Raw genomic sequence first — 26,715 nt, 5'->3', positions numbered from 1 at the left:
CTCTGCGCGCCCGCCGCGCTTTCCGTGGGCTCGGGGCGCTGCTGGTTAACGCATTCTTAACGGCGCGGTCCGCCGGCTGCGGATCGCCTGAAACACTTAAACAATCAGTTTCCGCTATTGAACGGGACAGTTGATCGCCCGTTGCTGGGGAATTTGACGCGATGCCATCGCCTGCACCTACGAGGTTCACACTCCGGAAAGCGCTGGGCCGGTTTTGCGGCAACCGCCGCGGTTCCGCGGCCGTCGAGTTCGCCCTGGTCGCGCCGATGTTCTTCGGGCTGCTGTTCGCCATCATCGAAACGGCGCTCATGTTCTTCGCGAGCCAGGTGCTCGAGACCATCTCGCAAAATTCCGCGCGCGCGATTCTGACCGGCCAGGCGCAAGCGCAGGGCGGTTCGGTGGCGGCCTGTCAGACCACGCCCAACGTGGTCATGGCGTGCGACCAGACGACGTTCAAGGCCTATGTGTGCACGCAGATCCCGGCACTGTTTGATTGCAGCAAACTCTTCGTCGACGTCGTGAGCACCAGCTCCTTCGGGGCACTAAGCCTGACGAACTACGGCGATTCCTGCAATTTCAACCCGACCGGCATGCAGTACAGTGCCGGGACCTCCGGCCAGGTGGTCGTGGTGCGGCTGTTCTATCAGTGGCCGCTCATCGTCACCGGCCTCGGTTACAATATCGGGTGCAGCAACAAACGGCTGATGGTGGCGACCACGGCCTTCAAGAACGAACCCTTCTGAGACAGATGGATCCGAGCGGACCGATGCAGGCGATTGCGAATATCTGGCGGAATGGATGTTGTTCCGTGCGCGACTTCGTCGCCGACAAGCGCGCGCTCGCGGCGACCGAATTTGCGGTCATCGTTCCGCTGATGCTGGTGATGTTCTTCGGCACCGTCGAATTTTCGTCGGCCGTGGCGATAGATCGCAAGGTCACATTGATCGCGCGGGCTCTGTCCGATTTGGCATCGCAGTCGGTCAAGCTCACCGATGCCGACATGAAGGATACGTTCACGGCGAGCATCTCGGTCATCATGCCCTACGACGCTACCCTGGTGAAGGGCACGGTCTCCCAGATCCAGATCGATGCCAACAGCATCGCCACGATCCAGTGGAGCAGGGCCGGCACCATTGCGAGCGGTGCGACGCAAGCGACGCTGGCGACCTCGGCCCGCAAGCCGGGCGACAAGGTCACCAGCATGATTCCTGCGTCGCTGTTGATTCCGTCGACCTACCTCATACTCAGCGAGGCAAGCTACACTTACACGCCTTCCGTAGGCTATGTGTTGAAGTCGAGCATACCCTTGAGCGATGTGTCCTACACCCGGCCGCGTCAGGTCGCCTGCGTCCCCTATCCCTACCCAGATAACAACAACCAAACGACGTGCTGACATCGGCGAGCAGGCGCTAAAATGAAAAAGGCCGTGCGTTGCGCACGGCCTTCTTGCTTTCTTTGGCTTGCGCGAGCCGGTCGGGCCAAGCGCCCGGCGGGCTCAGCCTTCGGAGCGGAGGTTGTCCGCTGCCGACTTGCCGGAACGGCGGTCGGCCACGATCTCGTAGGAAAGCTTCTGGCCTTCACGCAGCGTGCCGAGGCCCGCACGCTCCACAGCGCTGATGTGGACGAACACGTCCTGGCCGCCGTCGTCGGGCTGAATGAAGCCGAAGCCCTTGGTCGCGTTAAACCACTTCACGGTTCCCATGCTCACGGGGATAGTCCCTTCTCAGATAACACAATGTTAGAGCCTGCTTGCGCAGGCCGGTTAGATCGAATTTTGGAAGGGTCGTCAGCGTGTCTGAACCGGCTGTACCGGTGGATGCTAATGTCGTCCGGCCGAAAATCGATAAATTCATTTTATCGGAATTGAGGCCTCAAAACAATCCGGACATGCACGATTTTTTGATCCGCCGCGATGTCCGCGGCGGATCCACATAAAGGTCGGAATCTTACTTCCGCGCTCAAGCGCCTAGCGACGGCGGAACTGGCCGCCGCGCTGGCCCGGGCGAGGCGGTCCACCCACCCCGCTGGGACGCTCGTCCTTGTGGCGGAAAATCAGCCGGCCCTTCTCGAGGTCATAGGGCGACATCTCCACCGTCACGCGGTCGCCGGCCAGCGTCTTGATGCGGTTCTTCTTCATCTTGCCGGCGGTATAGGCGACGATCTCGTGTCCGGCGTCGAGCTGCACGCGATAGCGTGCGTCGGGGAGGATTTCGGTGACCAGTCCTTCGAACTGGATCAGCTCTTCCTTAGCCATGAATTTCTCCAGGTCGTGGACGGCTAGTGCGAATAGGGTTTGCGGTTCGGTTGGCCGTTCGGCCGACTCTCACGGCGCAAAAAGGCAACGCCTTGTATCCCATCAGCTGCCCCGGCGCTATGCGCGGAACGCTGTTCTGGACGACTGCCTGCAGAAGAATGCGTCTTCCCGCCAGAGCGTGGACGGCGAGACCCCTTTGGGCCCTTCGGGCCATTGCCGGGCCGCCCGTCAGCATGTCGCGCTTCGCCGCCATGTCGGCCTTCACCGGGGCGTCCATCGCCGTGCTTGCCGGCGCTATGGTGGCGTCCGTCGGAATGTCGTTCGTCGCTGCGACGCCCGTCACCGTGGCGTCCCTCGCCATGCCTTGCGCCTTGCGGACGTTGGCCCGGGCGGCCTCCGCGGCCCTGTCGTTGCTGCGGCGCGGGAGGACCCGCATCGCGGCGGCCGGCGTCGGTGCGGAGATCTTCGCGCGGCAATGCCACCTTGATCAGCCGTTCGATGTCACGGAGATAGCTGAGTTCCTCGCCGCCCGCGACCAGCGAGATCGCGGTGCCGTCGGCGCCGGCGCGCGCGGTGCGGCCGATGCGGTGGACGTAGGTTTCCGGCACGTTGGGCAGGTCGAAATTGATGACGTGGCTGATGCCGTCGACGTCGATGCCGCGGGCGGCGATGTCGGTGGCGACCAGGGTGCGGATCTCGCCCGAGCGGAACTGGGCCAGCGTCCGTTCGCGATGGTTCTGCGACTTGTTACCGTGGATGGCGCTGGCGGGGATGCCGGCCTTCTCGAGCGACTTCACCACCTTGTCCGCGCCGTGCTTGGTGCGGGTGAAGACCAGGGCGCGGTTGACCGGCTCGTCCTTCAGAAGCTTGGTCAGGAAGGCGGGCTTGGCGGAGAAATCGACCTGGACGATGCGTTGATTGATGCGCTCGGCGGTCGAGGAGACCGGGGTCACCGCGACGCGGGCGGGGTCCCGCAGCATCGCGTTCGCCAGCTCGGCGATGTCCTTCGGCATGGTGGCCGAGAAGAACAGCGTCTGCCGCTTGATCGGCAGCTTGGCGACGATTTTGCGGATGTCGTTGATGAAGCCCATGTCGAGCATGCGGTCGGCCTCGTCGAGCACGAGGAACTCGACGCTCGACAGTTTCAGCCCGTTGCTCTGCACGAGGTCGAGCAGGCGGCCGGGGGTGGCGACCAGCACTTCGACGCCCTGCATCAGCGAGCGGACCTGACGGCCCATCGGAACGCCGCCGATGGCGAGCGTCGAGGACAGGCGGATGTGACGGCCATAGGCGTTAAAGCTGTCGAGGATCTGGCCGGACAACTCGCGGGTCGGCGACAACACCAGGACGCGGGTCGTCTTGGGCTGCGGCTTGATACGGTGCTCGAGCAGGCGGTGCAGGATCGGCAGTGCGAAGGACGCGGTCTTGCCGGTACCGGTCTGGGCGATACCGACGACGTCGCGGCCGGTCAGCGCCGTGGGAATGGTCTGGGCCTGGATGGGGGTGGGGGTGACGTAATTCTCTTCTTGAAGAGCGCGCGCGATGGGTTCGGCGAGGCCGAAGTCCTGAAACGAAGTCAAAAGAGGGGTTCTTTCCATGTCAAAAGCGGGCGCCCGGCGCATTCAGCGCGGCGCACGCAAAAGGGTGTCGAGAAGACACCTGCGTGTTTGGGGTGTCGGATGGCTTGGGAGATATGGGGCAAGCCAGAGGCCCGTAAGGGCTTAAGAACACGCGGCTCGCAACGACCCCTTGATTCGCAAGAGGTCTCGGCCGCTTATATGGAACATCGAGGGGGCGCTTTCAAGGCAAGCTCGCTCAAAATGGCGATTGCGGTGCAGAAATAGTTATGCCGGAAATTTAGCCAGAACGGCCATTTTGCTCAGAAAATGACCAGCCTGCCGCTTTGGCATACATTTGGATGGCTCAATTTTTAGGCTGTCTCGAGGTCGGGATACTTTGATTTCGGCCAGTTTTGTTAGCAAAACCAATTGGTTGGAAGGTGCCCGGTCCATGGCATGGTTCTTGCGAATCCGTTAATCGCAGGCGGCCGTGGGGCCGTTTCGCAGCGTTTTTCACGTCTGCGTCAGGGAGATGAGACACTCATGTTTAGCAAATCCACTCACGATATAGCGGCGTCATTTAGCCGCCGCGGCGTGCTCGCCGCGACCGCCGGACTGGTGCTCGGTCTGGCTTCATTGACTGGCGCGAAGGCCGCGGATGACACCATCAAGGTCGGCGTGCTGCACTCCCTTTCCGGCACCATGGCCATCAGCGAAACCACGCTGAAGGACACCATCCTTTTCCTGATCGACGAGCAGAACAAGAAGGGCGGCGTTCTCGGCAAGAAGCTCGAGGCCGTCGTCGTCGACCCCGCGTCGAACTGGCCGCTGTTCGCCGAAAAGGCGCGCGAGCTGATCACCAAGGACAAGGTCTCGGTCGTGTTCGGCTGCTGGACCTCGGTGTCGCGCAAGTCGGTGCTGCCCGTCTTCAAGGAGCTGAACAACATCCTGTTCTACCCCGTGCAGTACGAGGGTGAGGAGAGCGAGCGCAACGTGTTCTACACGGGGGCGGCACCGAACCAGCAGGCGATCCCCGCCGTCGATTACCTGATGAAGGACGAGAAGGTGAAGCGCTGGGTGCTCGCGGGCACCGACTACGTCTATCCGCGCACCACCAACAAGATCCTGGAAGCCTATCTGAAGTCGAAGGGTGTCGCCCAGGAAGACATCATGATCAACTACACGCCGTTCGGTCACTCCGACTGGCAGACGATCGTGGCCGACATCAAGAAGTTCGGCTCGGCCGGCAAGAAGACCGCGGTGGTCTCGACCATCAACGGCGACGCCAACGTTCCCTTCTACAAGGAGCTCGGCAACCAGGGCATCAAGGCGAAGGACATCCCGGTCGTCGCGTTCTCGGTGGGTGAAGAAGAGCTCGCCGGCATCGACACCAAGCCGCTGGTCGGCCATCTTGCCGCCTGGAACTACTTCCAGTCGATCAAGTCGCCGGAGAACGAGAAGTTCATCAAGGCATGGCAGGCCTACACCAAGAACCCGAAGCGCGTGACCAACGATCCGATGGAAGCGCACGTGATCGGCTTCGACATGTGGGTCAAGGCGGTCGAGAAGGTGAAGTCGACTGATCCGGACAAGGTGATCGACGCTCTCCCGGGCATCGAAGCCAAGAACCTGACCGGCGGCGTGTCGAAGATGCTGCCGAACCACCACATCACCAAGCCGGTGTTCATCGGCGAGATCAAGGGCAACGGCCAGTTCGACGTGGTCTGGAAGACCCCGGGTCTCGTCGCGGGCGATGCCTGGTCGAAGGAGCTCGACGGCTCCAAGGACCTGGTCGGCGACTGGGTCGGCAAGAAGTGCGGCAACTTCAACACCAAGACCAACAAGTGCCTCGGTTCGGGCTCCTGATCCGGATCTGACACGCCATAGCACGCCCGGAGAAGGCGGCGATCCCGCCGCCTTCTCCACTCATTTCTGCCGGGGTCATTCACAGTGCCAGCCCATTTGTCCGCGCGCCTCTGCTCGCTTGCGCTCTCGTTGTTCCTGATCGCGTTCGCGCTGCCGGCCCTCGCCGGTCCGTTCGAGGATGCGGTCGCCAAATTCGCCAACGATGATTATTCCGATACGGACGAGGCGATCGGCGTGGTCGCAAGCAGCGGCAATCCGCTGGCTTTCCCCATCATCAGTGCGCTTCAGGACGGCCGCCTGATGGCCGACCCTGACAGCAAGAAGGTTTACGTCACCGGTACCGACGGCAAGTCGATCGACGCCGCGACCGGCCAGGCGGTGGCCAGCGTTCCCGACAGCGCGAGCGCAGTTCGCCTCAACAACCGCCTGCGCCGCAGCGTCGACGCAGCTCTCGGCAGCCTGACGCTCCAGTCGCCGGACGTCGGAACACGGCTGCAGGCCGCGCAATCCGTCTTCAAGTCGCATGAGGAGACCGCGCTCGAGCCGGTCGATGCCGCGCTCGCCAAGGAAACCAACAGATCCGTCAAGGCTGCGCTCGGCGACGCCCGCGCGGCCATCCTGCTGTTCAAGCCTGATGCCACCGAGGTCGAGAAGCTGGAGGCGGTGGCCACCCTCAAGGGGCGCGGCGACCAGGAGGCACTGGCCCTGCTCACAGGCATGGGCGACCAGCCGGCGTCGGTGACCAAGGCTGCCGCGAGCGCGATCGGCTCGATCCAGAACTCGCTCGCGGTCTGGTCCATGGTGCAGAACGCCTGGTACGGCCTCTCGCTCGGCTCGGTGCTGCTGCTCGCCGCGATCGGGCTCGCCATCACCTTCGGTGTGATGGGCGTGATCAACATGGCGCATGGCGAGATGGTGATGATCGGGGCCTACACCACCTTCGCGGTGCAGGAGGTGATCCGCACCCGCTATCCCGGCCTGTTCGACTATTCGCTGCTGATCGCGGTGCCGCTGGCCTTTGTCGTCGCCGGCGCGATCGGCGTGCTGATCGAGCGCAGCATCATCCGTTTCCTCTACGGTCGTCCGCTGGAGACGCTGCTCGCGACCTGGGGCCTGTCGCTGGTGCTGCAGCAGGCCGTGCGCACCATGTTCGGCCCGACCAACCGCGAGGTCGGCAATCCCTCCTGGATGAGCGGCGCCTTCGAGCTCGGCCAGATCACCATCACCTATAACCGGCTCTGGATCCTCGTGTTCACGCTCGCCGTGTTCGCGATCCTGCTCGCGATGCTGCGCTACACGGCGCTCGGCCTCGAGATGCGCGCGGTGACGCAGAACCGCCGCATGGCGGCCTCGATGGGCATCGCCACCTCGCGCGTCGACGCGCTGACCTTCGGGCTCGGCTCCGGCATTGCCGGCATCGCCGGCGTGGCGCTGTCGCAGATCGACAATGTCAGCCCCAATCTCGGCCAGAGCTACATCATCGACAGCTTCATGGTCGTTGTGTTCGGCGGCGTCGGCAATCTCTGGGGCACGCTGGTCGGCGCCTTCACGCTCGGCATCGCCAACAAGTTCCTGGAGCCGGTCGCCGGCGCCGTGCTCGGCAAGATCGCCATCCTGGTTCTCATCATCCTGTTCATTCAAAAGCGCCCGCGCGGCCTGTTCGCGCTCAAGGGCCGTGCGGTGGAAGCATGACCCCTCACATGCTGACGCGATCGCTGGACCGCAGCGCGACGATCTTCCTTGCCGTCGTCGCGGCCTGCGGCATCCTCATCCCGCTCTCCAATTTGCTGCTGCCCGCGGGCTCGTTCCTGCAGGTGCCGACCTATCTGGTCGCGCTCTGGGGCAAATATGTCTGCTACGCGATCCTCGCGCTTTCGATCGATTTGATCTGGGGCTATTGCGGCATTCTCTCGCTCGGCCACGGCGCCTTCTTCGCGCTCGGCGGCTACGCCATGGGGATGTATCTGATGCGGCAAATCGGCACCCGCGGCGTCTACGGCAATCCGATCCTGCCCGACTTCATGGTGTTCCTGAACTATTCGAAGCTGCCCTGGACCTGGTACGGCTTCGACATGTTCTGGTTCGCGGCGCTGATGGTGCTGCTCGTGCCCGGCCTGCTCGCCTTCTGCTTCGGGTGGCTCGCGTTCCGCTCCCGCGTCACCGGCGTGTATCTGTCGATCATCACCCAGGCGATGACCTATGCGCTGCTGCTTGCCTTCTTCCGCAACGACTTCGGCTTCGGCGGCAACAACGGCCTGACCGACTTCAAGGACATCCTGGGCTTCAACGTGCAGGCGGAGGGCACCCGCGCCGCGCTGTTTGCGCTGAGCTGTCTGGCACTGATCGCAGGCTTCCTGATCTGCCGCGCGATCGTCTCCTCCAAGCTCGGCAAGGTGCTGATCGCGGTGCGTGACGCGGAGTCGCGCACGCGCTTCCTCGGCTACCGCGTCGAATCCTACAAGCTGTTCGTGTTCACGGTGTCGGCCTGCATGGCCGGCGTCGCCGGCGCGCTCTACGTGCCGCAGGTCGGCATCATCAATCCTAGCGAATTCGCGCCCGGCAATTCGATCGAGGCGGTGATCTGGGTCGCGGTCGGCGGCCGCGGCACGCTGGTCGGCGCCGCGCTCGGGGCCGTCGTCGTCAACTACGCCAAGACGTTTTTCACCTCGGGCGTGCTCGCGCCGTACTGGCTGTTCATGCTGGGCGCATTGTTCATCCTGGTGACGCTGCTGCTGCCGAAGGGCATTGTCGGCACCTTCAACGCCTGGTGGGACCAGTCGAAAGAAAAACGCAACGCCGCGACCACCGTGAGCGCTGCGGCCGAGGACGGCGTCACCGAACCCAAGATGGCGGAGTAGGCGCAAATGAACGTCATGGACAACCGCGCAACCTCCGCGATGCTCTATCTCGACGGCGTGCACGTCTCGTTCGACGGTTTCCACGCCATCAACAATCTGTCGCTGACGCTCGAGCCCGGCGAGATGCGCGCCATCATCGGCCCGAACGGCGCCGGCAAGACCACGATGATGGACATCATCACCGGCAAGACCAAGCCCGACGAGGGTACGGTGCTGTTCGACGGCGTCACCGATCTGACGCGGCTGGACGAGACCCGCATCGCCGAGCTCGGCATCGGCCGCAAGTTCCAGAAACCGACCGTGTTCGAGAGCCAGACCGTGCAGGACAACCTCCTGCTCGCGCTCAATGTCGACCACAGCGTCAAGGGCACGCTGTTCTGGCGCGGCAGCAAGGCCGAGTCCGAGCGCATCGACAAGGTGCTGGAGACGATCCGTCTCACCGAGGCCCGCAACCGCCTTGCCGGCAGCCTCAGCCACGGCCAGAAGCAGTGGCTCGAGATCGGCATGCTACTGGCGCAGGACCCAAAACTGCTCCTCGTCGACGAGCCCGTCGCGGGGATGACCGACGTCGAGACGCATCTGACCGCCGAGCTGCTGAAAGAGATCAACAAGACCCACACCGTGATGGTGGTCGAGCACGACATGACCTTCGTGCGCGAGCTCGGCGTCAAGGTCACCTGTCTGCACGAAGGCACCGTGCTGGCCGAAGGAACCATCGACCAGGTCTCGTCCAACGAGCGGGTCATTGAAGTCTATCTGGGACGCTGAGCGATGCTTGAAGTCAAAGACATCAATCTGTTCTACGGCGCGGCGCAGGCGCTGCGCGGCGTCTCGATCTCGGCCGAGCCGGGAAAGGTGACCTGCGTGCTCGGGCGCAACGGCGTCGGCAAGACCTCGCTCCTGCGCGCCATGGTCGGGCAATATCCGATTTCGTCGGGCGCGATCGTGCTCGACGGCAGCGACATCACCGGCCTGAAGCCCTATGAGCGGGCACGCAAGGGCATCGCCTTCGTGCCGCAGGGCCGCGAGATCTTTCCGCTGCTCACGGTCGAGGAGAACCTCAAGACCGGCTTCGGTCCGCTCAAGCGCGAGGACAAGCATATTCCGGACGACGTGTTCTCGCTGTTTCCGGTGCTGCAATCCATGCTCGGCCGGCGCGGTGGCGATCTCTCCGGCGGCCAGCAGCAGCAGCTCGCGATCGGTCGCGCGCTGGTGATGCGGCCGAAATTGCTGCTCCTCGACGAGCCGACCGAGGGCATCCAGCCTTCGATCATCAAGGACATCGGCCGCGCCATCTCCTATTTGCGCAACCTCGGCAACATCGCCATCGTGCTGGTCGAACAATATCTCGACTTTGCCTGCGAACTCGGCGACAGTTTTGCCGTGATGGATCGCGGCGCGGTGAAATTCACCTGCGATCGCGCCAATTTGGACGCGAGCGAGATCAGCCGCCAGATGGCGCTGTAAGAAGTTCTGTCGCGACCGGCTGGGGGAGGCGGATGCGCAGCGACGTTTCGGTCACGTCAGGGGTTTTCGAGGCAAACCGTGCCCGCGGCGCGGTGCGTTTCAACGTCCATGCGCGTGACGGCGTGACGCGGCGCGGCGTCTTGCATGAATCCGGCTCGCTGCGCGTGCGCTTTCCCTCGCCGGAAGGCGAGGGGCTCTCCGGCGTGTTCGTCAACACGGCAGGCGGCGTTGCCGGTGGCGACAGTTTCGATATCAACATCACGGCGGGCCAAGGCTCGCGCCTGACGCTGACGACCGCCGCCGCTGAAAAGGTCTATCGGGCGCCCGGGGCCGCGGCGCAGCTCAGCATTGCCTTGAAGGTCGATGCAGGTGGGCATCTGTCCTGGTTGCCGCAAGAGACCATCCTGTTTGACCGCGCCCGGGTCCACCGCCGTTTCGATATCGAGCTTGATGATGCCGCCTCGCTCCTGCTCTGCGAGATCGTGGTGTTCGGCCGCACTGCCATGGGCGAGCGGATGGAGCAGGGTGAGTTTGTCGACCGCTGGCGGCTACGGCGTGGTGGCAGGCTGGTGTTCGCCGAGACCATCAGGCTCGACGGCAATATCGGCGCAAAACTTGGGCGATCCGCCGTCGCCAAAGGCGGTGCCGCGATCGGCACGGCGCTGATCGTGCCCGGCGACGAGGCCCTGGTCGAGCGCATCCGCGAGGCGTCGGACTCATTCTCCGGCGAGGTTGGAATCTCGGCGTGGAATGGCTTTGCAATGGCCCGGTTCTGTGCCCAAGATGCGGCGCGGTTGCGGGTCGACATGATGACGGTGCTGGCGCGCACTGGAACGGCCCTGCCGCGACTCTGGCTGAACTGATTGGCCGAATTGACGTGTTGAACGGAAGAGATTCTGCATGAACCTGTCTCCCCGCGAAAAGGACAAGCTTCTGATCTCGATGGCGGCCATCGTGGCCCGCCGAAGGCTGGATCGCGGCGTCAAGCTCAACCATCCCGAGGCGATCGCGATCATTTCCGATTTCATCCTCGAAGGCGCGCGCGACGGCCGCACGGTCGCCGAGCTGATGCAATCCGGCGCTGAGGTCCTCACCCGCGACCAGGTGATGCCGGGCATTCCCGAGATGATCCACGACATCCAGGTCGAGGCGACATTTCCGGACGGGACCAAGCTCGTCACCGTCCACGAGCCGATCAGGTAATTCGAATTCGTCATTCCGGGGCGCCCGCAGGGCGAACCCGGAATCCAGAGGTTTTGGTTTCGAGATTCCGGCCTTCTCGCTGCGCGAGCCCCGGAATGACGAGGAGGATAGAATGATCCCCGGCGAACTCTTCATCCAGGACGGCGAGATCGAGCTCAATGCCGGCCGCAAGACCGTGACGCTGACGGTGTCCAATACCGGTGATCGGCCGATCCAGGTCGGCTCGCACTACCATTTCTTCGAGACCAACCCGGCGCTGAAATTCGACCGCAAGAAGTCCCGCGGCATGCGCCTCGACATCGCCGCCGGCACCGCCGTCCGCTTCGAGCCCGGCCAGACCCGCGACGTCCAGCTTGTGGCCATGGCGGGCAAGAAGACGATTTACGGTTTTCGTGGCGACGTGATGGGGAAGCTGTGAACCCCACAGGAACGAGCGCGGTGCGGCACGGTTGAGGCGGAAACGGAGGTCTTTGCCATGCTGTCACCCGTCCGCCTCGTCTCAGAAGCCGCCGAACTCGCTGCGCACCGTCACAATGGCATGGCGCGCAAGGGGCGCGGCAACGAGCCCTACATCAATCATCTCGCCGAGGTCGCGAACCTGCTGGCGACCGCGACCGACGGCGCCGATGCCGAACTGGTCGCGGCCGGCTGGCTGCATGACACCATCGAGGACACCGCCACCACGCGCGAGGAGCTGGCGCAGAAATTCTCGGAGCGTGCTGCCTCCCTCGTCGTCGAATGCACCGACGACATGAGCCTTCCCAAGGCAGAGCGGCGGCGTCTGCAGATTGTCGATGCGCCGAAGAAATCTGCTGGCGCGAAGCTGATCAAGATCGCCGACAAGATCAGCAACATCGGCGCGCGCATTCAGACCGATCCGAGTGCAGAGGAGCGCGACGATCTTGCCGACTACGCCGGCTGGGCCACGAAGGTCGTTGCGGGCTGCCGCGGCGGCAATCCCTGGCTCGATGAGAAATTCGACGACGCCGTGAAAGCAGCGAGGGCCTTGCTGTGAGGCACCAAACATTCAAACGCAAACGGGGCTTGTGATGTCCGTCAAGATAAAACGTTCCGTCTATGCCGACATGTTCGGCCCGACCACCGGTGACAGGGTGCGGCTGGCCGACACCGACCTCATCATCGAGGTCGAGAAGGATTTCACCACCTACGGCGAGGAGGTGAAGTTCGGCGGCGGCAAGGTGATCCGCGACGGCATGGGGCAGTCGCAGGTGACGAACAAGCAGGGCGCGGCCGACACCGTCATCACCAATGCGCTGATCGTCGACCACTGGGGCATCGTCAAGGCCGACGTCGCGATCAAGGACGGCATGATCGCCGGCATCGGCAAGGCCGGCAATCCCGACATCCAGCCTGGCGTCACCATCATCGTCGGTCCCGGCACCGACGTGATCGCCGGCGAAGGAAAAATCCTCACTGCCGGCGGCTTCGACAGTCACATCCATTTCATCTGCCCGCAGCAGATCGAGCACGCGCTGATGTCTGGCGTCACCTCGATGCTGGGCGGCGGCACCGGCCCATCGCACGGTACCTTCGCAACGACCTGCACGCCGGGCCCGTGGCATATGGGGCGGATGATTCAGTCGTTCGACGCCTTCCCGGTCAATCTCGGCATCTCCGGCAAGGGCAACGCATCGCGGCCCGCTGCCCTGGTCGAGATGATCAAGGCCGGCGCCTGCGCGCTGAAGCTGCACGAAGACTGGGGCACGACGCCGGCGGCGATCGACAATTGCCTGTCGGTCGCCGATGCTCACGACATCCAGGTGATGATCCATACCGATACGCTGAACGAATCCGGCTTCGTCGAAGACACGATCAAGGCGTTCAAGGGCCGCACCATCCATGCCTTCCACACCGAGGGCGCCGGCGGCGGTCACGCCCCGGATATCATCAAGGTCGCAGGGCTCAAGAACGTGCTGCCGTCCTCGACCAACCCGACGCGGCCCTTCACGCGCAACACCATCGACGAGCATCTGGACATGCTGATGGTGTGCCACCACCTCGATCCCTCGATCGCGGAGGATCTGGCATTCGCCGAGAGTCGTATCCGCAAGGAGACCATCGCGGCCGAAGACATCCTGCACGATCTCGGCGCGCTCTCGATGATGTCGTCGGACTCGCAGGCCATGGGCCGCCTCGGCGAGGTCATCATCCGGACCTGGCAGACCGCGGACAAGATGAAGAAGCAGCGCGGGTCACTGCCGCAGGACAAGGGCAAGGACAACGACAATTTTCGCGTCAAGCGCTACATCGCCAAATACACCATCAATCCCGCGATCGCGCACGGCGTGTCGAAACTGATCGGCTCGGTCGAGAAGGGCAAGCTCGCCGATCTCGTGCTGTGGTCGCCGGCCTTCTTCGGCGTCAAGCCGGATTGCATCGTCAAGGGCGGCACCATCGTCGCAGCGCCCATGGGCGATCCCAACGCCTCGATCCCGACGCCGCAGCCGGTGCATTACCAGCCGATGTTCGGCGCCTTCGGCAAGGCGCGCACCGCGTCGTCCGTGGTATTCACCTCGAAGGCAGCGATCACCGGCGGCCTCGCGCGAAAGCTCGGCATCGAGAAGAAGCTCTATGCCGTGCAGAACACCCGCGGCAAGATCTCGAAGAAGAGCATGATCCACAACGACGCCACGCCCAATATCGAGGTCGATCCGGAGACCTATGAGGTCCGCGCCGACGGCGAATTGCTCACTTGCGCACCCGCCGAGGTGCTGCCCATGGCGCAGCGATATTTCATGTACTGAAAATAGCGCCTCAACGCATGTCCCTGGGATTATGTCCAGAGGGCATGTCCCGGGATGGCTTTTACGGTTTTGCGTTCGATCCTGCCTGGTCTAATGTCCCGCCCGGTATCCAACCTTAGAAGAAAAGCCGGGAGGATTTCTCGTGATCTACGTCGTTGCCACCTTGACCATCAAGCCAGAGACGCGCGCCGAATTCATTGCAGCCGCCACCGCCTGCATCAAGGAGACGCGGAAGGAGCCCGGCAATATCGCCTATGATCTGCATGAAAGCGTCACCGATCCTGCCAAGATGGTGTTCGTCGAGCAGTGGGAGAACGCCGAGGCGCTGGTGCCGCATCGTGGCATGGAGCACATGAAGACGTTCGGGCGCGTGGCGGTCAAGTGCTTCACGGCACCGCCGAAGATCGAAGTGATCACGCCCGAGAAGGTCGAGACAAGGTAACGGGGTAAAAGCGCATGATCCGGGCGACGCAGGTCAGGGGACAGCACCGCTTCACGGAAGCGCCGGCGGATACGGTGGTGCTCGATTTCGACGATCGGCACCGCCGCCGCATGGCGATGACGGGAACGCGGGGGCTCGAATTCCTGCTCGACGTGGAGCAGGCCGTCGCGCTGCGCGGCGGCGATGCGCTGGTGCTGGAGGACGGCCGGCTCGTCGAAGTGGTCGCGGCGCCCGAGCCGCTGCTGGAAATCCGCGGCCGCGATCCGCATCACCTCATTCGCGTCGGCTGGCACCTCGGCAACCGCCATCTGCCGACGCAGATCATGGCCAAGGCCTTGCGCATCCGCCGCGATCACGTCATCGAAGCCATGGTGAAGGTTCTCGGCGCGCGCGTGATCGAGATCGAGGCGCCGTTCGATCCCGAAGGCGGCGCCTATGCCGATGCCGGCCACGCGCATGGCCACGACGATCATGCGCATCATGATCACGGGCATCATCATGACCATGGTCACGATCACCATGGCCATGATCATCACGCGCACGACCACCACCCCCATGATCATGCCGCGCATGATCATGGGCACGATCATCACCATCACCACGACGAGCATTGCGACCATCCCGACCATCACCACGGCCACAAGCATGCTCATGACCACAAGTGAGTCGGTCGGCGCCGGCGACCTCGCCGAGGGCGAGGCGGCGGCGCTGTACCGGCTGATGACCTGGCTGTCGCCGGCATTCCCGGTCGGCGGCTTCTCCTATTCCAGCGGCATCGAATGGGCGGTCGAGGCGGGCGACATCGTCGATACGGCCACGCTGGCCGACTGGCTCGACGCGATGCTCGGCGACGGCTCCGGCTTTTGCGACGCGACGCTTCTCGTGTATGCCTATCGTGCTGCAGAGATGGGCGAGGATGCGACCTTGAGCGACATCGCCGAGCTCGCCGCGGCCATGGTGCCGTCGCGCGAGCGGCAGCTGGAGACGATCTCGCAGGGCCGCGCCTTCATCGACATCGCTCGCGCTGCCTGGGATGCAGACGGCCTTGATGCCATGGTTGCGGCATGCCGCACGCCACTGGTCTATCCCGTCGCGGTCGGCGTGGTTGCAGCTAAGCACGGCGTGGCGCTGGCGCCGACGTTGCACGCGTTCCTGCATGCGCTGGTGTCCAACTGGATTTCGGCCGCCAGTAGGCTCATTCCGCTCGGCCAGACCGACTGCCAGCGCGTGCTGGTAAGGCTGGAAGCCGCCGTTGCCGCCACCGCCAATCGTGCGTTGAACGCAGCATTGGACGATCTTGGCAGCGCGACCTTCCGCGCCGATCTCGCCAGCCTGCGGCACGAGACGCAATATACCCGGCTGTTCCGGTCGTGAGCGGTGCGGCCTTTGACCCATCGAGAAAGAGCGAATGACATGTCGAAATCTCACGGCCCCTTGCGTGTCGGCGTCGGCGGTCCCGTCGGATCGGGCAAGACCGCGCTGATGGACCTGCTCTGCAAGACCATGCGCGAGCGCTATGACATTGCCGCGATCACCAACGACATCTACACCAAATGGGATGCCGAGTTCCTGGTGCGTTCGGGCTCGCTGACGCCGGACCGCATTGCCGGCGTCGAGACCGGCGGCTGCCCGCACACCGCGATCCGCGAGGATGCCTCGATGAATCTCGCCGCGGTGGCGGACATGCGCGCCAAGTTTCCCGGGCTCGATCTCGTTCTGATCGAGTCCGGCGGTGACAATCTCGCTGCCACTTTTTCCCCGGAGCTGGCCGACCTGACCATCTACGTCATCGACGTGGCCGCCGGCGACAAGATCCCGTCCAAGGGCGGCCCCGGCATCACCCGGTCCGACCTGCTGGTCATCAACAAGATCGACCTCGCCCCCCATGTCGGCGCCTCCCTGGAGAAGATGGACACGGACGCCAGGCGCATGCGCGGCGAGCGCCCCTTCGTCATGACCAATCTGAAGAAGAGCGAGGGCCTTGACCGCATTGTCGGCTTCATCGAGGCCAAAGGCGGCCTGAAACGGGCGGGCTGACAGCGCGCGACGACTTGGCGCATGCTTTTTTCGCCGTTAACCCTGGGGCCGGGCCGCAACCACGGAACAAATTTCGGACACGGCGATTAACTACCTCCGGTGCCCGGGCAATTCATCCCGGCCAGACCATCGGCCGGGCGGATTAAGCTTTCCAGGCGACCCAAGTTGCGTACCGATGCCTCCTCCTTCATTATCTCTGCCACCGGGGTTCACCCTGTTTCGGCACATGGCCGTTCGAGCGGCGTTCATATGCTCCTTGTTTATTGCCGACCTCCTGCTTTCGCCTGAGTAGTCGCGTGGTCCGGCTGGGTTTCATCATCGGTTTCATCGCTCTGCTCGGAGCCTTGCTCTCCGGGCTTGCGGCCTATCGCGTCCACGACCAGGAGCTGGCGCTGGATCGTATCGCGCTGGCGCGCGCGATCGACGTTCATGCCAGCCTGGTGCAGGACCGGCTCACTGAGCGCGAGCTGCTCGCACGTGTCGCCTCGGGCCTGTTCCGCACACCGTCAGTGATCAAGCCGAACATGCTGGAGCCGCTGCGCTCGGCCATTTATGCTTTCAAGACCGATTTCGTGGTGGCTGGCTGGATCGCCCGGCTGAAGCCGAACGAGCTTACGGCGGCGCAGGCTGCCATTGGAGGCGCCGGCTTCCCCAATCCGAAGATCCGCACCTTTGACGACAAGCCGATCAATCCGGCCGAGATCACCCAGCCGATCGACGTGCTGTTGGATCTCGAGCCGCGCAGCGACGAGACCAAGGCTCTGCCTGGCCGTAGTTACGACCAGGATCAGGTTCGCAGCGCCATGTTGACACGGGCCCGGCTCGAGAAGCGGTCGGTGGCCTCGGACCCGATTCCGCTGTTGCGCGGCAACGGGCCGGTCGGGATCATCGTGGCAGCTCCCGTCATCCCCGAGGGTGCGACCGAGCCGGCCGGGTTCGTCACGTTTTCCTACGAACTCGCCTCGCTGATGCTGACCAATGACGACATGTCGTTGTTCTCGGTCGCGCTCAGGGACCCGCGCAAGGAAGGTGGCGAGCTCGTCGCCAACGATCAGGGAATCGTCTCCACCCGCATGACGACGACGGACGGGCCGACGCCATCGGCGACGCGCACGGTGAGCTTCGGCGGCCGTGACTGGCAGCTGGGTTATTACGCGAAGACCAACTCGGCGCGTCGCGCCGAGCAGACCGCGATCATCGTGGCGGCGATCGGCTTTGCGATCACTGCGATGGTGTGCGGCCTGTTTGGCTATGTCGCCTACAACAACTTAAGGCTCAGCCGGGAAATCCAGGTCAGAATCGGCTTCGAGCGCCGGCTGACCGCGGTAATCGACGAGCTCAACCACCGGGTCAAGAATATCCTCGCGGTGATCCAGTCGATCGTGACGCGCACCTTGCGTCACGGCTCGGACATCGACGTCGCCCGCGAGCTCCTGATCGGGCGCATCCACGCCATGTCCAACGTGGTCTCGCTGCTCAGCGAGAGCCAGTGGCAGGGCGTCAAGCTGAAGGGCCTGTTCGAGGCGCGCGCCATCCCGCATGCCGACCGCATTGCCGTCACGGGTCCTGATATCGCGGTCAGCGCGCGCGCGGCGCAGAGCCTCTCGCTGCTGTTCTTCGAACTTGCCTCGCATTCCGACGAGGGCCTGTCGCTGGTCGGAAAGCATCCGCACATCACCGCTAGCTGGACCGTGACGGGCGAGGGGGCGGGCGAGGTCTTCCATTTCCGCTGGGAGGAGCTCAACACCAGCGAGGCGACCCGCCGCCCCGATTCCGATTTCGGCCTGATCCTGCTCGACCGTGTCGCCCCCGAGGCTCTCGGCGGCACCGCCAAGCGCTATTTCACCGACGCCTCCTATGTCTATGAGCTGACCGCGCCGATGGAGACGGTGGTCGACATGACCGAGCGCGACCGCACGGACAAGATCTCCGCACCGGTGAGGTCTGCGCGATAGAAGCCGCCGGCTTAAGCCTCGGACTAACCCCTTGGGCTTAACCCCTTGGGCTTAACTCCTTGGGCTTAGCCCTTGGGCCTCAACACCAGGTCGACCAGATTGCGGGCATAGGCCGGCGTGATTGGCGCGATGCCGAAGACGTAGCGATAGAACAGGCCGCCATAGATCGCGTCGTAAAGATCCTCAGCCGGCCCTTCGGCCAGGATGCTGCCGTCGTTCTGGCCCGCGGCAATCATCTCGACCAGCGCGTCGCGACGGAATTGCAGATAGCGGGCATAGAACAGCTCGGCCGAGCCGGTTTTGGAAATGCATTCGGAGATCACCGCGAGCTGGACCTTGCCGAACTCGCCCTGGAGCGCCTCGGCGTAGGCCGCGGCATGGCGGCGGGCGCGCGCCGCGGGGTTGCCGGAGCCCTCCGGAGGCAGCGGCAGCATCTGCGCGGCATGTTGAAGAAAGGCGTCGATCAAGAGCGCCTCGCGGGACGGCCACCATTTGTAGATCGTCATCTTGGAGACGCTGGAGTGGCGGGCGACCGCGTCGATGGTGGTGGCGGCAAGGCCGGTGGAAGCCATCAGCGCATAGGCGCTTTCGAGAATGGCGTTGCTGGTCTCGATCGACCGAGGCCGGCCGCGCCGGGGCGTGCTCCCGGTCTCTTCCCCCCCGCTTTTCGCCATCGCCACGCCCGGTCTCCTCACGCAGAGCTTCTCCGCATAGCGCAGCCGCCGCTTTCGGCCTAGCAGAATCGCACGGTTCTCTGGCTAGGCCTGCTGCCGCAAGGCCGTGGGGAGATCCTGCCACCTCGACCAGGCGACGTAGTAGGCCACCGCGGTCATCGCGGCGAAGCCGGCGAGGCTCACCACGATCTGCATCGCCACCAGATTGGCGCTGGTGATCAGGATGAGATGGCCCGCAAACGACAGGAACACCCCGACGCAGAACACGGCGAGCCATTCCTCGCCACATCGGATGACCGCCTGCAGCGGCTTCAATTGCAGGCCGGGATGATTGGCCGGAATGAGATGGGTCGCCAGCAAGGCGAGCGCGAGGAAGTGAATCACGCGATAGGGCGCGAGGTTTTCCTTGTCGGTCGGCGCGATGCTGTCGAGGAGCAGGTCCGGCAGGTAAGCCGACATTGCCGGCGAATGGCGCAGCAAGGTGATGGCCATCGCGAATACGAGATAGGTGCCGGCGAGAATCCGCAGCCAGGGCATGTCGCGTAGCGCGCGCCCGGGCGCGCCTGTCACGGCGAACCAGCCCCCGAGCACCATCAGCATCTGCCAGCAGAGCGGATTGAAGGTCCATTCCTGGACCGGATAGACCCGAAAATTCCAGTCGAACCAGCGTGCGGCGAGATACAGCGCGACCGATGCCGCCAGGGTCAGGTTCGGCCACCGCAACAGACCCCACAGCGCGAACGGAAAAAAGGCCATCAGCGGGATCATCAATTGCAGGAGGTCGAGGTTCAGCGGCTCCTCTTGGAGCACGAGGCCGCGGACCAGGATCCGCAGCGGGTGCTCGAGAATGCCCGAGATATTGTATTCGTGGATGATCTCCGGCGCCATCGACTGCGAGGCGACATAGGCGATGGTGTCGATGTAGATCACGAACAGCACGACATAGGCGGCGTAGAGCCGCCAGACGCGGCGGAAGATGCGCGTCGCCGCCACGAGGTAGCCCCGTTCAAGCGCCATCCGGCCGTGGATGATGGCGACGCCATAGCCGACGACGAACACGAACAGGTCAGCCGCGCCGCTGAAGCCGAAATTGCGCAGCGTCAGCAGGTTGACGACGTTGTTCGGGATATGGTCGACGAAAACCGACCAGTTGGCGATACCGAGCGTCAGATAAAGCCTGGCGTCGTGATGGAATGCGGCGAGGTTCGCCTTAACGGACGGTTTCATTGATTAAAATAGCTTTGGGAATCAGGGTGGTACTTTTAACGGCAACCGCCTGCCCATCCGAGTAGCGTTTGCGTGATGGCTGGGGGCAGCCGCGCCGTGATGGCGCGAAATTGCGCGGCGTCTTATGGACGAATTCTGATAGATGCGCTCGGAGGACTTACAACGAAATTTTCTGACCCGCTCGGATCGCTATTCGGCCGGTTCAGCCGACGCCTCGTCGGGAACGCCCGCGCGGCTCGCCATGATGCCGAGGGCGACGCCGCCGATCGCTAGGATCGGCAGCAGCCGCTTGACGCCGATGGCACGGACGATCTGCAGCCCGGTGGCGAGCAGCATGGGATCCGCGAGCATGCTCTGCGCCGCCGACTTCGCGGCGCGCTCGGCCGCGATCTGGGCGCGCTTCTGCACCTCCCGCTTGTAGCCCCAATAAGAACCTGCCGCAGCCAGCGTCAGCAGGAAGAAGATGCCAGCGCCGGCAAGACAGGCCTGCACCGGGCCATATTTCTCCAGCACCGAGATGAAGGCAGCGGCGCAAAGGAAGCACGTCGTCACGAACAGCGCGAAGGCCGCGGCTGCGGCAAGCGAGGTCAGTCGCACCGTCGTGCCGGTGGATGCACTGATCCCATCGATGATGCGCTGAAACATGGCCCTCGCTCCTCAATTCCCCGCAAGCCAAACCGTCACGGGCCGACACCGGCAACGCGCCGGCGCCGACACCTCAACACGCGTCCGCAAATCTTACCGGCGCCAGGCGGCACCGATCAGGAAGCCGATGCCGAGCGCGAGTCCGACGGTCGCAAGCGGCCGCTGTGTGATCGCGTCTTCGAGCGTCTCCTCGATCGAGCCGTAGGCTTCCTGGGCCGCGCCCATCATTGCACTGCCGCGCTCCGACACGTCGTCGAGCGCGGTATCCATGTTTTCGCGCGCCTGGCGATAGCCGCGGCGAGCCTGCTTGCTGGTGGAATTGGCAAAGGTATTGAGCGCGTCGGTGATCTGGTCGGTGAGGGCGGCGATATCGCTTTTCACGGCTGCTACATCCTTCTCGAGGCGTTCTCGGGTGGCTTTGTCGGTCCAGTCCTTCATCCCGGCTTCGGCATTGGTCGTGGACATCGGGAGCTCCAAACTGTTGACGGCTGAGATAGCCGGAAAACGTTTCGTCGTCGGGGAAGTTCCGTTCGCGGAAACCGGTCAATCCTGCGGAAGCTGCGGCGCGTCCGCCGGCAACAGATGCTCCTTCAGGATCAGCGCGACGATCAGGAGCGGCGACGACAGGAAGGCGCCCATCGGTCCCCACAGCCAGGTCCAGAACGCGAGCGCCAGCAGCACGGCGAGCGCGTTCAGCGCCAGCCGCCGCCCGATGATCATGGGCGTGACGAAGTGCCCCTCCAGGAAGGTGAGGCCGCCGAAGGCGAGCGCCGCCATCAGGCCGCCGCTGATGGTCGGGAAGGCGACCAGCCCCACCACGATCAGAACGGCGAACATCGCGATCGGCCCGATGATCGGGATGAAGTTGAGAGTTGCGGCGAGCGCGCCGAGCCCGGCCGGATTGGGCATGCCGGTGAGCGCACAGACGAGGCCGGTGGCGACGCCGACCCCAATATTGATGAGCGTGACGGTCAAGAGGTAGTTGCCGAGATGGACCTCGATCTCGTTGAGGATCCGAAGCGTGCGCAGCCGGGCGTCGCGGTCGCTGAAGGTCATGATCAGCGCCCGACGCAGGTCGCGCCAGCTTGCGATGAACAGGATCAGGGTGACGAAGAACAGCAGGAATTCGGTAAAGGTCGGTGACAGGAATTCCAGCGTCGGCTGCACCCAATCGAATTTCGGCATCTGGAAGTTCGGCAGTCCTTCCGAGCCGCCCACCATGGCCTGCAGCTCGCGCCACAGCGCGAGCGGTCGGTCGAACACGTGCAGCTTGTCCTTCAATTGCGCGCCGAGCTCCGGCAGGCGCGTGCTCCATTCCATCGCGGGGGAGGCGATCAGCGCCACCACGAAGGCCACCACCGTGGTCACCGCGACCACGATCAGGACGGCGCCGAGCCCGCGCGGGACCTTGCTCCGTTCGAGGAAGCTGGCGGCCGGCGACAGCATGGTGCCGGTGACGAAGGCCATCACGACCGGCAGGAAGAACGCCTTGCCGACATAGAGCACGGTGACGATGGCGATCAGCAAGAGGCCGGCAAGCGCGAAGGCGACGAACTCGGTGCGACGGATCACCGGCGGCAGCTCGATATGGCTGTCGGGAAGCGGACTGCCTTCGCTGTTGCCGGGAGTCAGACGTTCACTGGGAAGGACGCGCACAATCTCTCTCCGGCACGGAAGCCTCGATCCGCGCGCCCATTGGCGACCTGACAATGCGCGAGCGGTGCGGCGGTTCCATCGCGGCTTCGTGAACACGCGCTCGCTTGACTGTGACAAGGATGCCGCGCGCAGGGCCGGAACCTGAATCGCCCCCGCGGCGTTTGTTCGCAAGCGCATCACCCTGATGCACGCATCCAACGGGGCAGCACATGACAAAGTTCTCTGCAGTCCGTCGCAGCTTCTCGCCGCGCGTCGTCACCGCCTTCGCCTTCGCGACCGCTCTGCTGGCGGTGCCGTTCGCTGGCGCGAGCGCGCAGACCTACGGCTATGCGCCGATGCAGCCGCAGGCGTATCCGCAGGACCAGGGTTACGCGCAGGGCTATGTGAACGAAGCGCCGCAGCGGCAGGCGGCGGACGAGGATGCCCAGTTGCCCGATCGCCTGCGCAAGCAGATCGTCGGCTTCGACCGCAGCGAGCCGGCCGGCACCATCGTCATCGATACCAACAACACCTATCTCTATTACGTGCTCGGCAATGGTCGTGCGATCCGTTACGGCGTCGGCGTCGGTCGCGAAGGCTTCACCTGGTCCGGCGTGCAGAGCGTCAGCCGCAAGGCGGAATGGCCGGACTGGCATCCGCCGGCCGAGATGATTGCGCGCCAGCCCTATCTGCCGCGCTTCGTCGCCGGCGGTCCCGGCAACCCGCTCGGGGCGCGTGCGATGTATCTCGGCTCCAGTGAATACCGCATCCACGGCACCAACGATCCCTCCACGATCGGCAAGTTCGTCTCCTCCGGCTGCATCCGCATGACCAACGAGGACGTCACCGACCTGTTCGGCCGCGTTAATGTCGGCGCCAAGGTCGTGGTGCTGCCGAAGAACGCGCCGCTGATGGCCAAAGGCGGCGACCCCGCGCGCAAGCGTCCAGCCGTGACGGCGATGCCGTCGGGCCGGCAGGCGCTGAACATCGCGACGTCGGCCGTGAACTAGGAGTAAGAGTGAGTCATATGAGCAGACGCCTGATTGGCAAGGTGGCTGGCGGTACGGCGATCATGGTCGTTGTCTCCGCCGGTCTGGCATTCGCACCGTCGGCGCATGCGGAAGATTTCTTCTCGGCGCTGTTCGGTGCGTTCGGAGCGCGGCCTCCACAGATCCGGACACCGTTCCCTGGCGATGACATGCCACGCTACGACGCCCCTCGCCAACGCGCGGCCTATGGCGGCGGCACGGCCTATTGCGTGCGCGGCTGCGACGGCCGCTACTTCCCGGCGCAAGGCAATGATGCCGAGAGCAAGGCGCAATCCTGCAAGAGCTTCTGCCCGGCTTCCGAGACGTCGCTGGTCTATGGCAGCAATATCGACGACGCCACGGCTGAGAATGGAAAGCCCTATTCCGACCTGCCGAACGCGTTCCGCTACCGCAACGAGATCGTCGCGGGCTGCACCTGCAACGGCAAGGATCCGGCCGGGCTCGCATCGGTCAAGGTCGAGGACGATCCCACGCTGCGCAAGGGCGATATCGTCGCCGGCGCTGACGGCCTGGTGGTCGCCAGCCGCAACGCCAACGACCGCCGCGGCGTCGCGATGAATTTTTCGCCGCTCCCGGCATCGGTGCGCGCCAAATTCCGCCAGGTGCCTGTGGTGGCGAAGGAGTAGGGCGGCGGCTTCACATGGGCCTAGCGCTACCGCCTCAATCTCCGCTGTCATCCCGGACAGGCGAAGCGCAGATCCGGGATCCATAACCACAGGGAGGCGTTACGGCACGAGCCGGCAACCACGAGTCTTCGCCGAACTACTCCCCGTGGCTATGGATCCCCGCGTTCGCGGGGATGACACCGAAGGTGTAGAGGCAGTTTGCTATCTAACTTACACGTTACGCCGCGCGGATCTTGCCGAGGAAGTCGCTGACCTGATGGCCGAGCTGGCGGCTCTGGGTTTCCAGCATCTCGGAGGCCTGTTTGACGTTCTCCGCGGCACCGGCTGCGGTGTCGGCGTCGGCTTTCACGCCGGTGATGTTGTCCGAGACGTTCTTGGTGCCCTGCGCCGCATATTGCGTGCTGCGGGTGATCTCCTGAGTGGCCGCGCCCTGCTCCTGGACGGCGGCGGCGATCGCGGTCGCGACTTCGTTGACTTCGCCGATGATGCCGCCGATGGCCTGGATCGCATTGATGGCATCGCCCGCGACCTTCTGGATGTCGGCGATCTGCTCGGAGATCTCTTCGGTCGCCTTGGCGGTCTGGCTCGCCAACGACTTCACCTCGGAGGCCACGACGGCAAAGCCGCGGCCGGCTTCCCCGGCGCGTGCCGCCTCGATCGTGGCGTTCAGGGCCAGCAGGTTGGTCTGTGCCGCGATGGTGTTGATGAGACCGACGACCTCGCCGATGCGCCCCGCCGACTGCGCGAGCCCCTGGACGGTGCTGTCGGTCTCGCGTGCCTGGTTGACGGCGCGGCTGGCGATGCCTGCGGCATGCGCGGCCTGCTGGCTGATGTCGTTGATGGATGCGCTGAGCTCCTCGGCGGCTGCCGCGACGCTCTCGACGCTGGTCGATGCGTCGTTCGAGGCCTTGCCTGCGATCTCGGCGCGTTCATTGGTCTGGCGTGACACCGCGGAGAGGTCGCCCGAGGTCTTGCGCATTTCGCCGGACGCCTCGCTCAGCTCGCCCAGCGACTTGTGCACCACGCCTTCGAACTCGCCGACATAGGCTTCCATCGCGCGCTGTCGCGCGGCGGCACCGGCGTTGCGCTCGCGTTCCTGCTCTTCGATCTTCTGCTTGTCGATGGCCTGCTGCTTGAAGGTCTCCAGTGCGCCGGCGAGCGAGCCGATCTCGTCGCGTCGGTCGAGATAGCCGCTGTCGACGGTGAGGTCGCCGCCGGCGACCCTCAGCATGGCATCGCGAATCCGGTGCAGCGGCGTGATCACGCGGCGGCTGACGGCCAGCATGGCGGCACCGGTCAGGACGATCGCGGCGACGAGCAGGGCGGTGTTGACGATCAGCAACTGCACTGCGGCCGCCCGCTGCGCGGCGGAGTGATCCTTGGCGGCCTGCAGCGCGGCGTCGGCGAGCCTCACCGCGGTCATCATGCGGGGCACCGAATAGGGACTCCACTGGTTGGCGGTCATCGACGGCTTCTCGCCCTTGGCGACCGTCGTGATGACGCCGTCGCGCGTGGCGGCGTATTGCGGATCGAAATAGGTCGACTTGGTCTCGGTCATCGCCGCCGCCAGCGCCGGCGGCAATGGCATGCCGGATGCGGCGAGCTCGATCGCGGTCCAGGCGGTGTCGGTGCCGCCCACCAATTTGGTGTAGGTGAGCTGCACCTCGGGCGCGATCTTGCCGGCGTTGAGTGCATTGCCGACGATCTGCGAGGACTCGCCGGCCGTGTTGCGGAGCAGCCAGGCCATCTGCTTGATGGACAGGAGCTGGTCGATGGTCGCGTCCTGGTGGTTGACGCTCGCCGCGAGCGCGCCCGAGAGTTTTTCGAGCTGCGCCATCAGCGCGTCCTCGGTCGCGACATATTCCTTGGCGAGGCCTGCGCGGCGCTCGGCCTTGGGCTTGACGACCTCGGTCCAGAACTCGGCCTGTGCGGCCAGCAGCGTCTTGTTCAGCTTGCCGAGATCGGCGAGGAACGCCTCGCGCTGGACGATGTCGGTCGTGGGCAGGAGCTCGAGCGTGAGGGCCAGCGCCGGCATCAGCGCCGCGCGCAGCTCGCGGATGTACTTCTCGATGTCCTTGTCCATCGCGACATCGGAAGTGAGCTGGCGGCTGCTGGTCGAGCGGTCGGCCCGAATGTTGGCCATCGCCTTGAACACTTCGGCCGAGGCGGCCGAAACCGCGACGATCCGGTTGGCCTGTTGAAGCCGGCCCCATGAGCTCCATGCGCTGATCGAGAAGCCGATGACGACGATGAATGCGGTGGATAGGATTACCGCCTTCAACAGCGTGGATACGGTCAAGCGATTGAGCATCGGACACCCCGGGTGCGCGTTTCGAGTTCGTGGCCCTGAACGGCAGCCCCACGAAGTTCGAAAAGACCAAGGGATGCACGCAGCAGATGCGCCCGCCAGCGGCGAGCGCGTGAGGCGCATTTGGCCCGAAAAGGGTAAAAAC

At 64.3% G+C, this 26,715-nt stretch carries 28 protein-coding genes; 19 read left to right on the top strand and 9 right to left on the bottom strand.

From position 1 onward, the window contains the following. Positions 1-161 precede the first annotated feature (161 nt). Complete coding sequence (locus XI03_RS25735; protein WP_271593651.1) at positions 162-743, top strand: TadE/TadG family type IV pilus assembly protein; 582 nt, start codon at positions 162-164, stop codon at positions 741-743. Between the two features lie 23 nt (positions 744-766). Next, a complete protein-coding gene (locus XI03_RS25730; protein ID WP_271593672.1) occupies positions 767-1,393 on the top strand; it encodes a TadE/TadG family type IV pilus assembly protein in 627 nt (208 codons plus the stop codon). 102 nt (positions 1,394-1,495) lie between these two features. Here XI03_RS25730 and XI03_RS25725 read toward each other — a convergent pair whose 3' ends face one another. From XI03_RS25725 to XI03_RS25715, 3 genes are all read right to left on the bottom strand, one after another. Continuing rightward, complete coding sequence (locus XI03_RS25725; protein WP_028142093.1) at positions 1,496-1,708, bottom strand: cold-shock protein; 213 nt, start codon at positions 1,706-1,708, stop codon at positions 1,496-1,498. A gap of 258 nt (positions 1,709-1,966) precedes the next feature. After that, positions 1,967-2,254, bottom strand: a complete 288-nt coding sequence (infA, locus tag XI03_RS25720) for a translation initiation factor IF-1 (protein WP_008131890.1) — start codon at positions 2,252-2,254, stop codon at positions 1,967-1,969. A 23-nt stretch (positions 2,255-2,277) separates the two neighbouring features. Next, on the bottom strand, positions 2,278-3,876 hold the full coding sequence (locus XI03_RS25715) for a DEAD/DEAH box helicase (RefSeq protein WP_271593650.1): 1,599 nt from the start codon (positions 3,874-3,876) through the stop codon (positions 2,278-2,280). A gap of 480 nt (positions 3,877-4,356) precedes the next feature. Here XI03_RS25715 and urtA point away from each other — a divergent pair, with 480 nt between their 5' ends. The 15 genes from urtA to XI03_RS25640 all read left to right on the top strand — a co-directional run bounded on the left by urtA (position 4,357) and on the right by XI03_RS25640 (position 18,406). Then, positions 4,357-5,679: an urea ABC transporter substrate-binding protein gene (gene urtA / locus XI03_RS25710; RefSeq protein WP_026202068.1), complete on the top strand. Its 1,323-nt coding sequence runs from the start codon at positions 4,357-4,359 to the stop codon at positions 5,677-5,679. Positions 5,680-5,763: 84 nt separating this feature from the next. Then, positions 5,764-7,371, top strand: a complete 1,608-nt coding sequence (urtB, locus tag XI03_RS25705; RefSeq protein ID WP_028142091.1) for an urea ABC transporter permease subunit UrtB — start codon at positions 5,764-5,766, stop codon at positions 7,369-7,371. After that, positions 7,368-8,537, top strand: a complete 1,170-nt coding sequence (gene urtC, locus XI03_RS25700) for an urea ABC transporter permease subunit UrtC (RefSeq protein WP_028142090.1) — start codon at positions 7,368-7,370, stop codon at positions 8,535-8,537. The genes urtB and urtC overlap by 4 nt, the downstream gene beginning before the upstream one ends. Before the next feature lie 6 nt (positions 8,538-8,543). Next, entirely contained in the window at positions 8,544-9,305 is a 762-nt protein-coding gene (urtD, locus tag XI03_RS25695; RefSeq protein ID WP_018318771.1) for an urea ABC transporter ATP-binding protein UrtD, read from the top strand. Positions 9,306-9,308: 3 nt separating this feature from the next. Continuing rightward, positions 9,309-10,004: an urea ABC transporter ATP-binding subunit UrtE gene (gene urtE, locus XI03_RS25690; protein WP_038971341.1), complete on the top strand. Its 696-nt coding sequence runs from the start codon at positions 9,309-9,311 to the stop codon at positions 10,002-10,004. A gap of 32 nt (positions 10,005-10,036) precedes the next feature. Then, positions 10,037-10,867, top strand: coding sequence for an urease accessory protein UreD (locus XI03_RS25685; protein WP_271593649.1), 831 nt, complete (start codon positions 10,037-10,039; stop codon positions 10,865-10,867). Between the two features lie 37 nt (positions 10,868-10,904). Next, on the top strand, positions 10,905-11,207 hold the full coding sequence (locus XI03_RS25680) for an urease subunit gamma (protein ID WP_028142087.1): 303 nt from the start codon (positions 10,905-10,907) through the stop codon (positions 11,205-11,207). Positions 11,208-11,319: 112 nt separating this feature from the next. Beyond that, on the top strand, positions 11,320-11,625 hold the full coding sequence (locus XI03_RS25675; protein ID WP_028142086.1) for an urease subunit beta: 306 nt from the start codon (positions 11,320-11,322) through the stop codon (positions 11,623-11,625). Positions 11,626-11,682: 57 nt separating this feature from the next. Next, complete coding sequence (locus XI03_RS25670; protein WP_028142085.1) at positions 11,683-12,222, top strand: HD domain-containing protein; 540 nt, start codon at positions 11,683-11,685, stop codon at positions 12,220-12,222. Between the two features lie 34 nt (positions 12,223-12,256). Further along, on the top strand, positions 12,257-13,972 hold the full coding sequence (ureC, locus tag XI03_RS25665) for an urease subunit alpha (protein WP_271593648.1): 1,716 nt from the start codon (positions 12,257-12,259) through the stop codon (positions 13,970-13,972). A 142-nt stretch (positions 13,973-14,114) separates the two neighbouring features. Beyond that, complete coding sequence (locus XI03_RS25660) at positions 14,115-14,414, top strand: putative quinol monooxygenase (RefSeq protein ID WP_018318764.1); 300 nt, start codon at positions 14,115-14,117, stop codon at positions 14,412-14,414. Positions 14,415-14,428: 14 nt separating this feature from the next. Next, complete coding sequence (locus XI03_RS25655) at positions 14,429-15,079, top strand: urease accessory protein UreE (RefSeq protein ID WP_271593647.1); 651 nt, start codon at positions 14,429-14,431, stop codon at positions 15,077-15,079. Next, on the top strand, positions 15,060-15,788 hold the full coding sequence (locus tag XI03_RS25650; protein WP_271593671.1) for an urease accessory protein UreF: 729 nt from the start codon (positions 15,060-15,062) through the stop codon (positions 15,786-15,788). The genes XI03_RS25655 and XI03_RS25650 overlap by 20 nt, the downstream gene beginning before the upstream one ends. Before the next feature lie 39 nt (positions 15,789-15,827). After that, positions 15,828-16,451, top strand: coding sequence for an urease accessory protein UreG (gene ureG, locus XI03_RS25645; RefSeq protein ID WP_008131868.1), 624 nt, complete (start codon positions 15,828-15,830; stop codon positions 16,449-16,451). Between the two features lie 296 nt (positions 16,452-16,747). Further along, the gene (locus XI03_RS25640) at positions 16,748-18,406 is read left to right on the top strand and encodes a CHASE domain-containing protein (RefSeq protein ID WP_028142081.1); all 1,659 of its coding nucleotides are present in this window, start codon (positions 16,748-16,750) and stop codon (positions 18,404-18,406) included. A gap of 65 nt (positions 18,407-18,471) precedes the next feature. Here the strand turns inward: XI03_RS25640 and XI03_RS25635 are convergent, their stop codons facing one another. The 5 genes from XI03_RS25635 to XI03_RS25615 form a co-directional block, all read right to left on the bottom strand. Then, entirely contained in the window at positions 18,472-19,080 is a 609-nt protein-coding gene (locus tag XI03_RS25635) for a TetR/AcrR family transcriptional regulator (RefSeq protein ID WP_038971346.1), read from the bottom strand. Between the two features lie 84 nt (positions 19,081-19,164). Next, positions 19,165-20,307 carry an OpgC domain-containing protein gene (locus XI03_RS25630; protein WP_271593646.1) on the bottom strand — a complete coding sequence of 381 codons (1,143 nt, stop codon included), beginning with the start codon at positions 20,305-20,307 and terminating at the stop codon, positions 19,165-19,167. 189 nt (positions 20,308-20,496) lie between these two features. Continuing rightward, on the bottom strand, positions 20,497-20,952 hold the full coding sequence (locus XI03_RS25625) for a hypothetical protein (protein WP_028142078.1): 456 nt from the start codon (positions 20,950-20,952) through the stop codon (positions 20,497-20,499). 93 nt (positions 20,953-21,045) lie between these two features. Further along, positions 21,046-21,417, bottom strand: a complete 372-nt coding sequence (locus XI03_RS25620) for a DUF883 family protein (RefSeq protein ID WP_028142077.1) — start codon at positions 21,415-21,417, stop codon at positions 21,046-21,048. 78 nt (positions 21,418-21,495) lie between these two features. Beyond that, the gene (locus XI03_RS25615; protein ID WP_028142076.1) at positions 21,496-22,608 is read right to left on the bottom strand and encodes an AI-2E family transporter; all 1,113 of its coding nucleotides are present in this window, start codon (positions 22,606-22,608) and stop codon (positions 21,496-21,498) included. Positions 22,609-22,817: 209 nt separating this feature from the next. Here XI03_RS25615 and XI03_RS25610 point away from each other — a divergent pair, with 209 nt between their 5' ends. Together XI03_RS25610 and XI03_RS25605 are read left to right on the top strand one after the other, a co-directional pair. Beyond that, positions 22,818-23,597, top strand: a complete 780-nt coding sequence (locus XI03_RS25610; RefSeq protein WP_028142075.1) for a L,D-transpeptidase — start codon at positions 22,818-22,820, stop codon at positions 23,595-23,597. 17 nt (positions 23,598-23,614) lie between these two features. Further along, a complete protein-coding gene (locus XI03_RS25605) occupies positions 23,615-24,262 on the top strand; it encodes a DUF2865 domain-containing protein (protein ID WP_028142074.1) in 648 nt (215 codons plus the stop codon). A 217-nt stretch (positions 24,263-24,479) separates the two neighbouring features. Here XI03_RS25605 and XI03_RS25600 read toward each other — a convergent pair whose 3' ends face one another. Further along, positions 24,480-26,573 (bottom strand): methyl-accepting chemotaxis protein, encoded by a 2,094-nt coding sequence (locus XI03_RS25600; RefSeq protein ID WP_271593645.1) that lies wholly within the window; start codon positions 26,571-26,573, stop codon positions 24,480-24,482. Between the last annotated feature and the right edge of the window lie 142 nt (positions 26,574-26,715).

This window comes from Bradyrhizobium sp. CCBAU 65884 (assembly GCF_028128835.1).
GTDB classification, from domain to species: domain Bacteria; phylum Pseudomonadota; class Alphaproteobacteria; order Rhizobiales; family Xanthobacteraceae; genus Bradyrhizobium; species Bradyrhizobium ottawaense.
Note: the sequence above shows the minus strand (reverse complement) of the source record. Positions and strands in the feature narration are given on the sequence as shown.

What these genes read in the sequence shown, in the direction of transcription:
- XI03_RS25735 (WP_271593651.1), top strand. Translation starts at nt 162, where the DNA reads ATGCCATCGCCTGCACCTACGAGGTTCACACTCCGGAAAGCGCTGGGC.
- XI03_RS25730 (WP_271593672.1), top strand. Translation starts at nt 767, where the DNA reads ATGCAGGCGATTGCGAATATCTGGCGGAATGGATGTTGTTCCGTGCGC.
- infA (WP_008131890.1), bottom strand. Translation starts at nt 2,254, where the DNA reads ATGGCTAAGGAAGAGCTGATCCAGTTCGAAGGACTGGTCACCGAAATC.
- XI03_RS25715 (WP_271593650.1), bottom strand. Translation starts at nt 3,876, where the DNA reads ATGCGCCGGGCGCCCGCTTTTGACATGGAAAGAACCCCTCTTTTGACT.
- urtA (WP_026202068.1), top strand. Translation starts at nt 4,357, where the DNA reads ATGTTTAGCAAATCCACTCACGATATAGCGGCGTCATTTAGCCGCCGC.
- urtC (WP_028142090.1), top strand. Translation starts at nt 7,368, where the DNA reads ATGACCCCTCACATGCTGACGCGATCGCTGGACCGCAGCGCGACGATC.
- urtD (WP_018318771.1), top strand. Translation starts at nt 8,544, where the DNA reads ATGAACGTCATGGACAACCGCGCAACCTCCGCGATGCTCTATCTCGAC.
- urtE (WP_038971341.1), top strand. Translation starts at nt 9,309, where the DNA reads ATGCTTGAAGTCAAAGACATCAATCTGTTCTACGGCGCGGCGCAGGCG.
- XI03_RS25685 (WP_271593649.1), top strand. Translation starts at nt 10,037, where the DNA reads ATGCGCAGCGACGTTTCGGTCACGTCAGGGGTTTTCGAGGCAAACCGT.
- XI03_RS25680 (WP_028142087.1), top strand. Translation starts at nt 10,905, where the DNA reads ATGAACCTGTCTCCCCGCGAAAAGGACAAGCTTCTGATCTCGATGGCG.
- XI03_RS25675 (WP_028142086.1), top strand. Translation starts at nt 11,320, where the DNA reads ATGATCCCCGGCGAACTCTTCATCCAGGACGGCGAGATCGAGCTCAAT.
- XI03_RS25670 (WP_028142085.1), top strand. Translation starts at nt 11,683, where the DNA reads ATGCTGTCACCCGTCCGCCTCGTCTCAGAAGCCGCCGAACTCGCTGCG.
- ureC (WP_271593648.1), top strand. Translation starts at nt 12,257, where the DNA reads ATGTCCGTCAAGATAAAACGTTCCGTCTATGCCGACATGTTCGGCCCG.
- XI03_RS25655 (WP_271593647.1), top strand. Translation starts at nt 14,429, where the DNA reads ATGATCCGGGCGACGCAGGTCAGGGGACAGCACCGCTTCACGGAAGCG.
- XI03_RS25650 (WP_271593671.1), top strand. Translation starts at nt 15,060, where the DNA reads ATGCTCATGACCACAAGTGAGTCGGTCGGCGCCGGCGACCTCGCCGAG.
- ureG (WP_008131868.1), top strand. Translation starts at nt 15,828, where the DNA reads ATGTCGAAATCTCACGGCCCCTTGCGTGTCGGCGTCGGCGGTCCCGTC.
- XI03_RS25635 (WP_038971346.1), bottom strand. Translation starts at nt 19,080, where the DNA reads ATGGCGAAAAGCGGGGGGGAAGAGACCGGGAGCACGCCCCGGCGCGGC.
- XI03_RS25630 (WP_271593646.1), bottom strand. Translation starts at nt 20,307, where the DNA reads ATGAAACCGTCCGTTAAGGCGAACCTCGCCGCATTCCATCACGACGCC.
- XI03_RS25625 (WP_028142078.1), bottom strand. Translation starts at nt 20,952, where the DNA reads ATGTTTCAGCGCATCATCGATGGGATCAGTGCATCCACCGGCACGACG.
- XI03_RS25620 (WP_028142077.1), bottom strand. Translation starts at nt 21,417, where the DNA reads ATGTCCACGACCAATGCCGAAGCCGGGATGAAGGACTGGACCGACAAA.
- XI03_RS25610 (WP_028142075.1), top strand. Translation starts at nt 22,818, where the DNA reads ATGACAAAGTTCTCTGCAGTCCGTCGCAGCTTCTCGCCGCGCGTCGTC.
- XI03_RS25605 (WP_028142074.1), top strand. Translation starts at nt 23,615, where the DNA reads ATGAGCAGACGCCTGATTGGCAAGGTGGCTGGCGGTACGGCGATCATG.
- XI03_RS25600 (WP_271593645.1), bottom strand. Translation starts at nt 26,573, where the DNA reads ATGCTCAATCGCTTGACCGTATCCACGCTGTTGAAGGCGGTAATCCTA.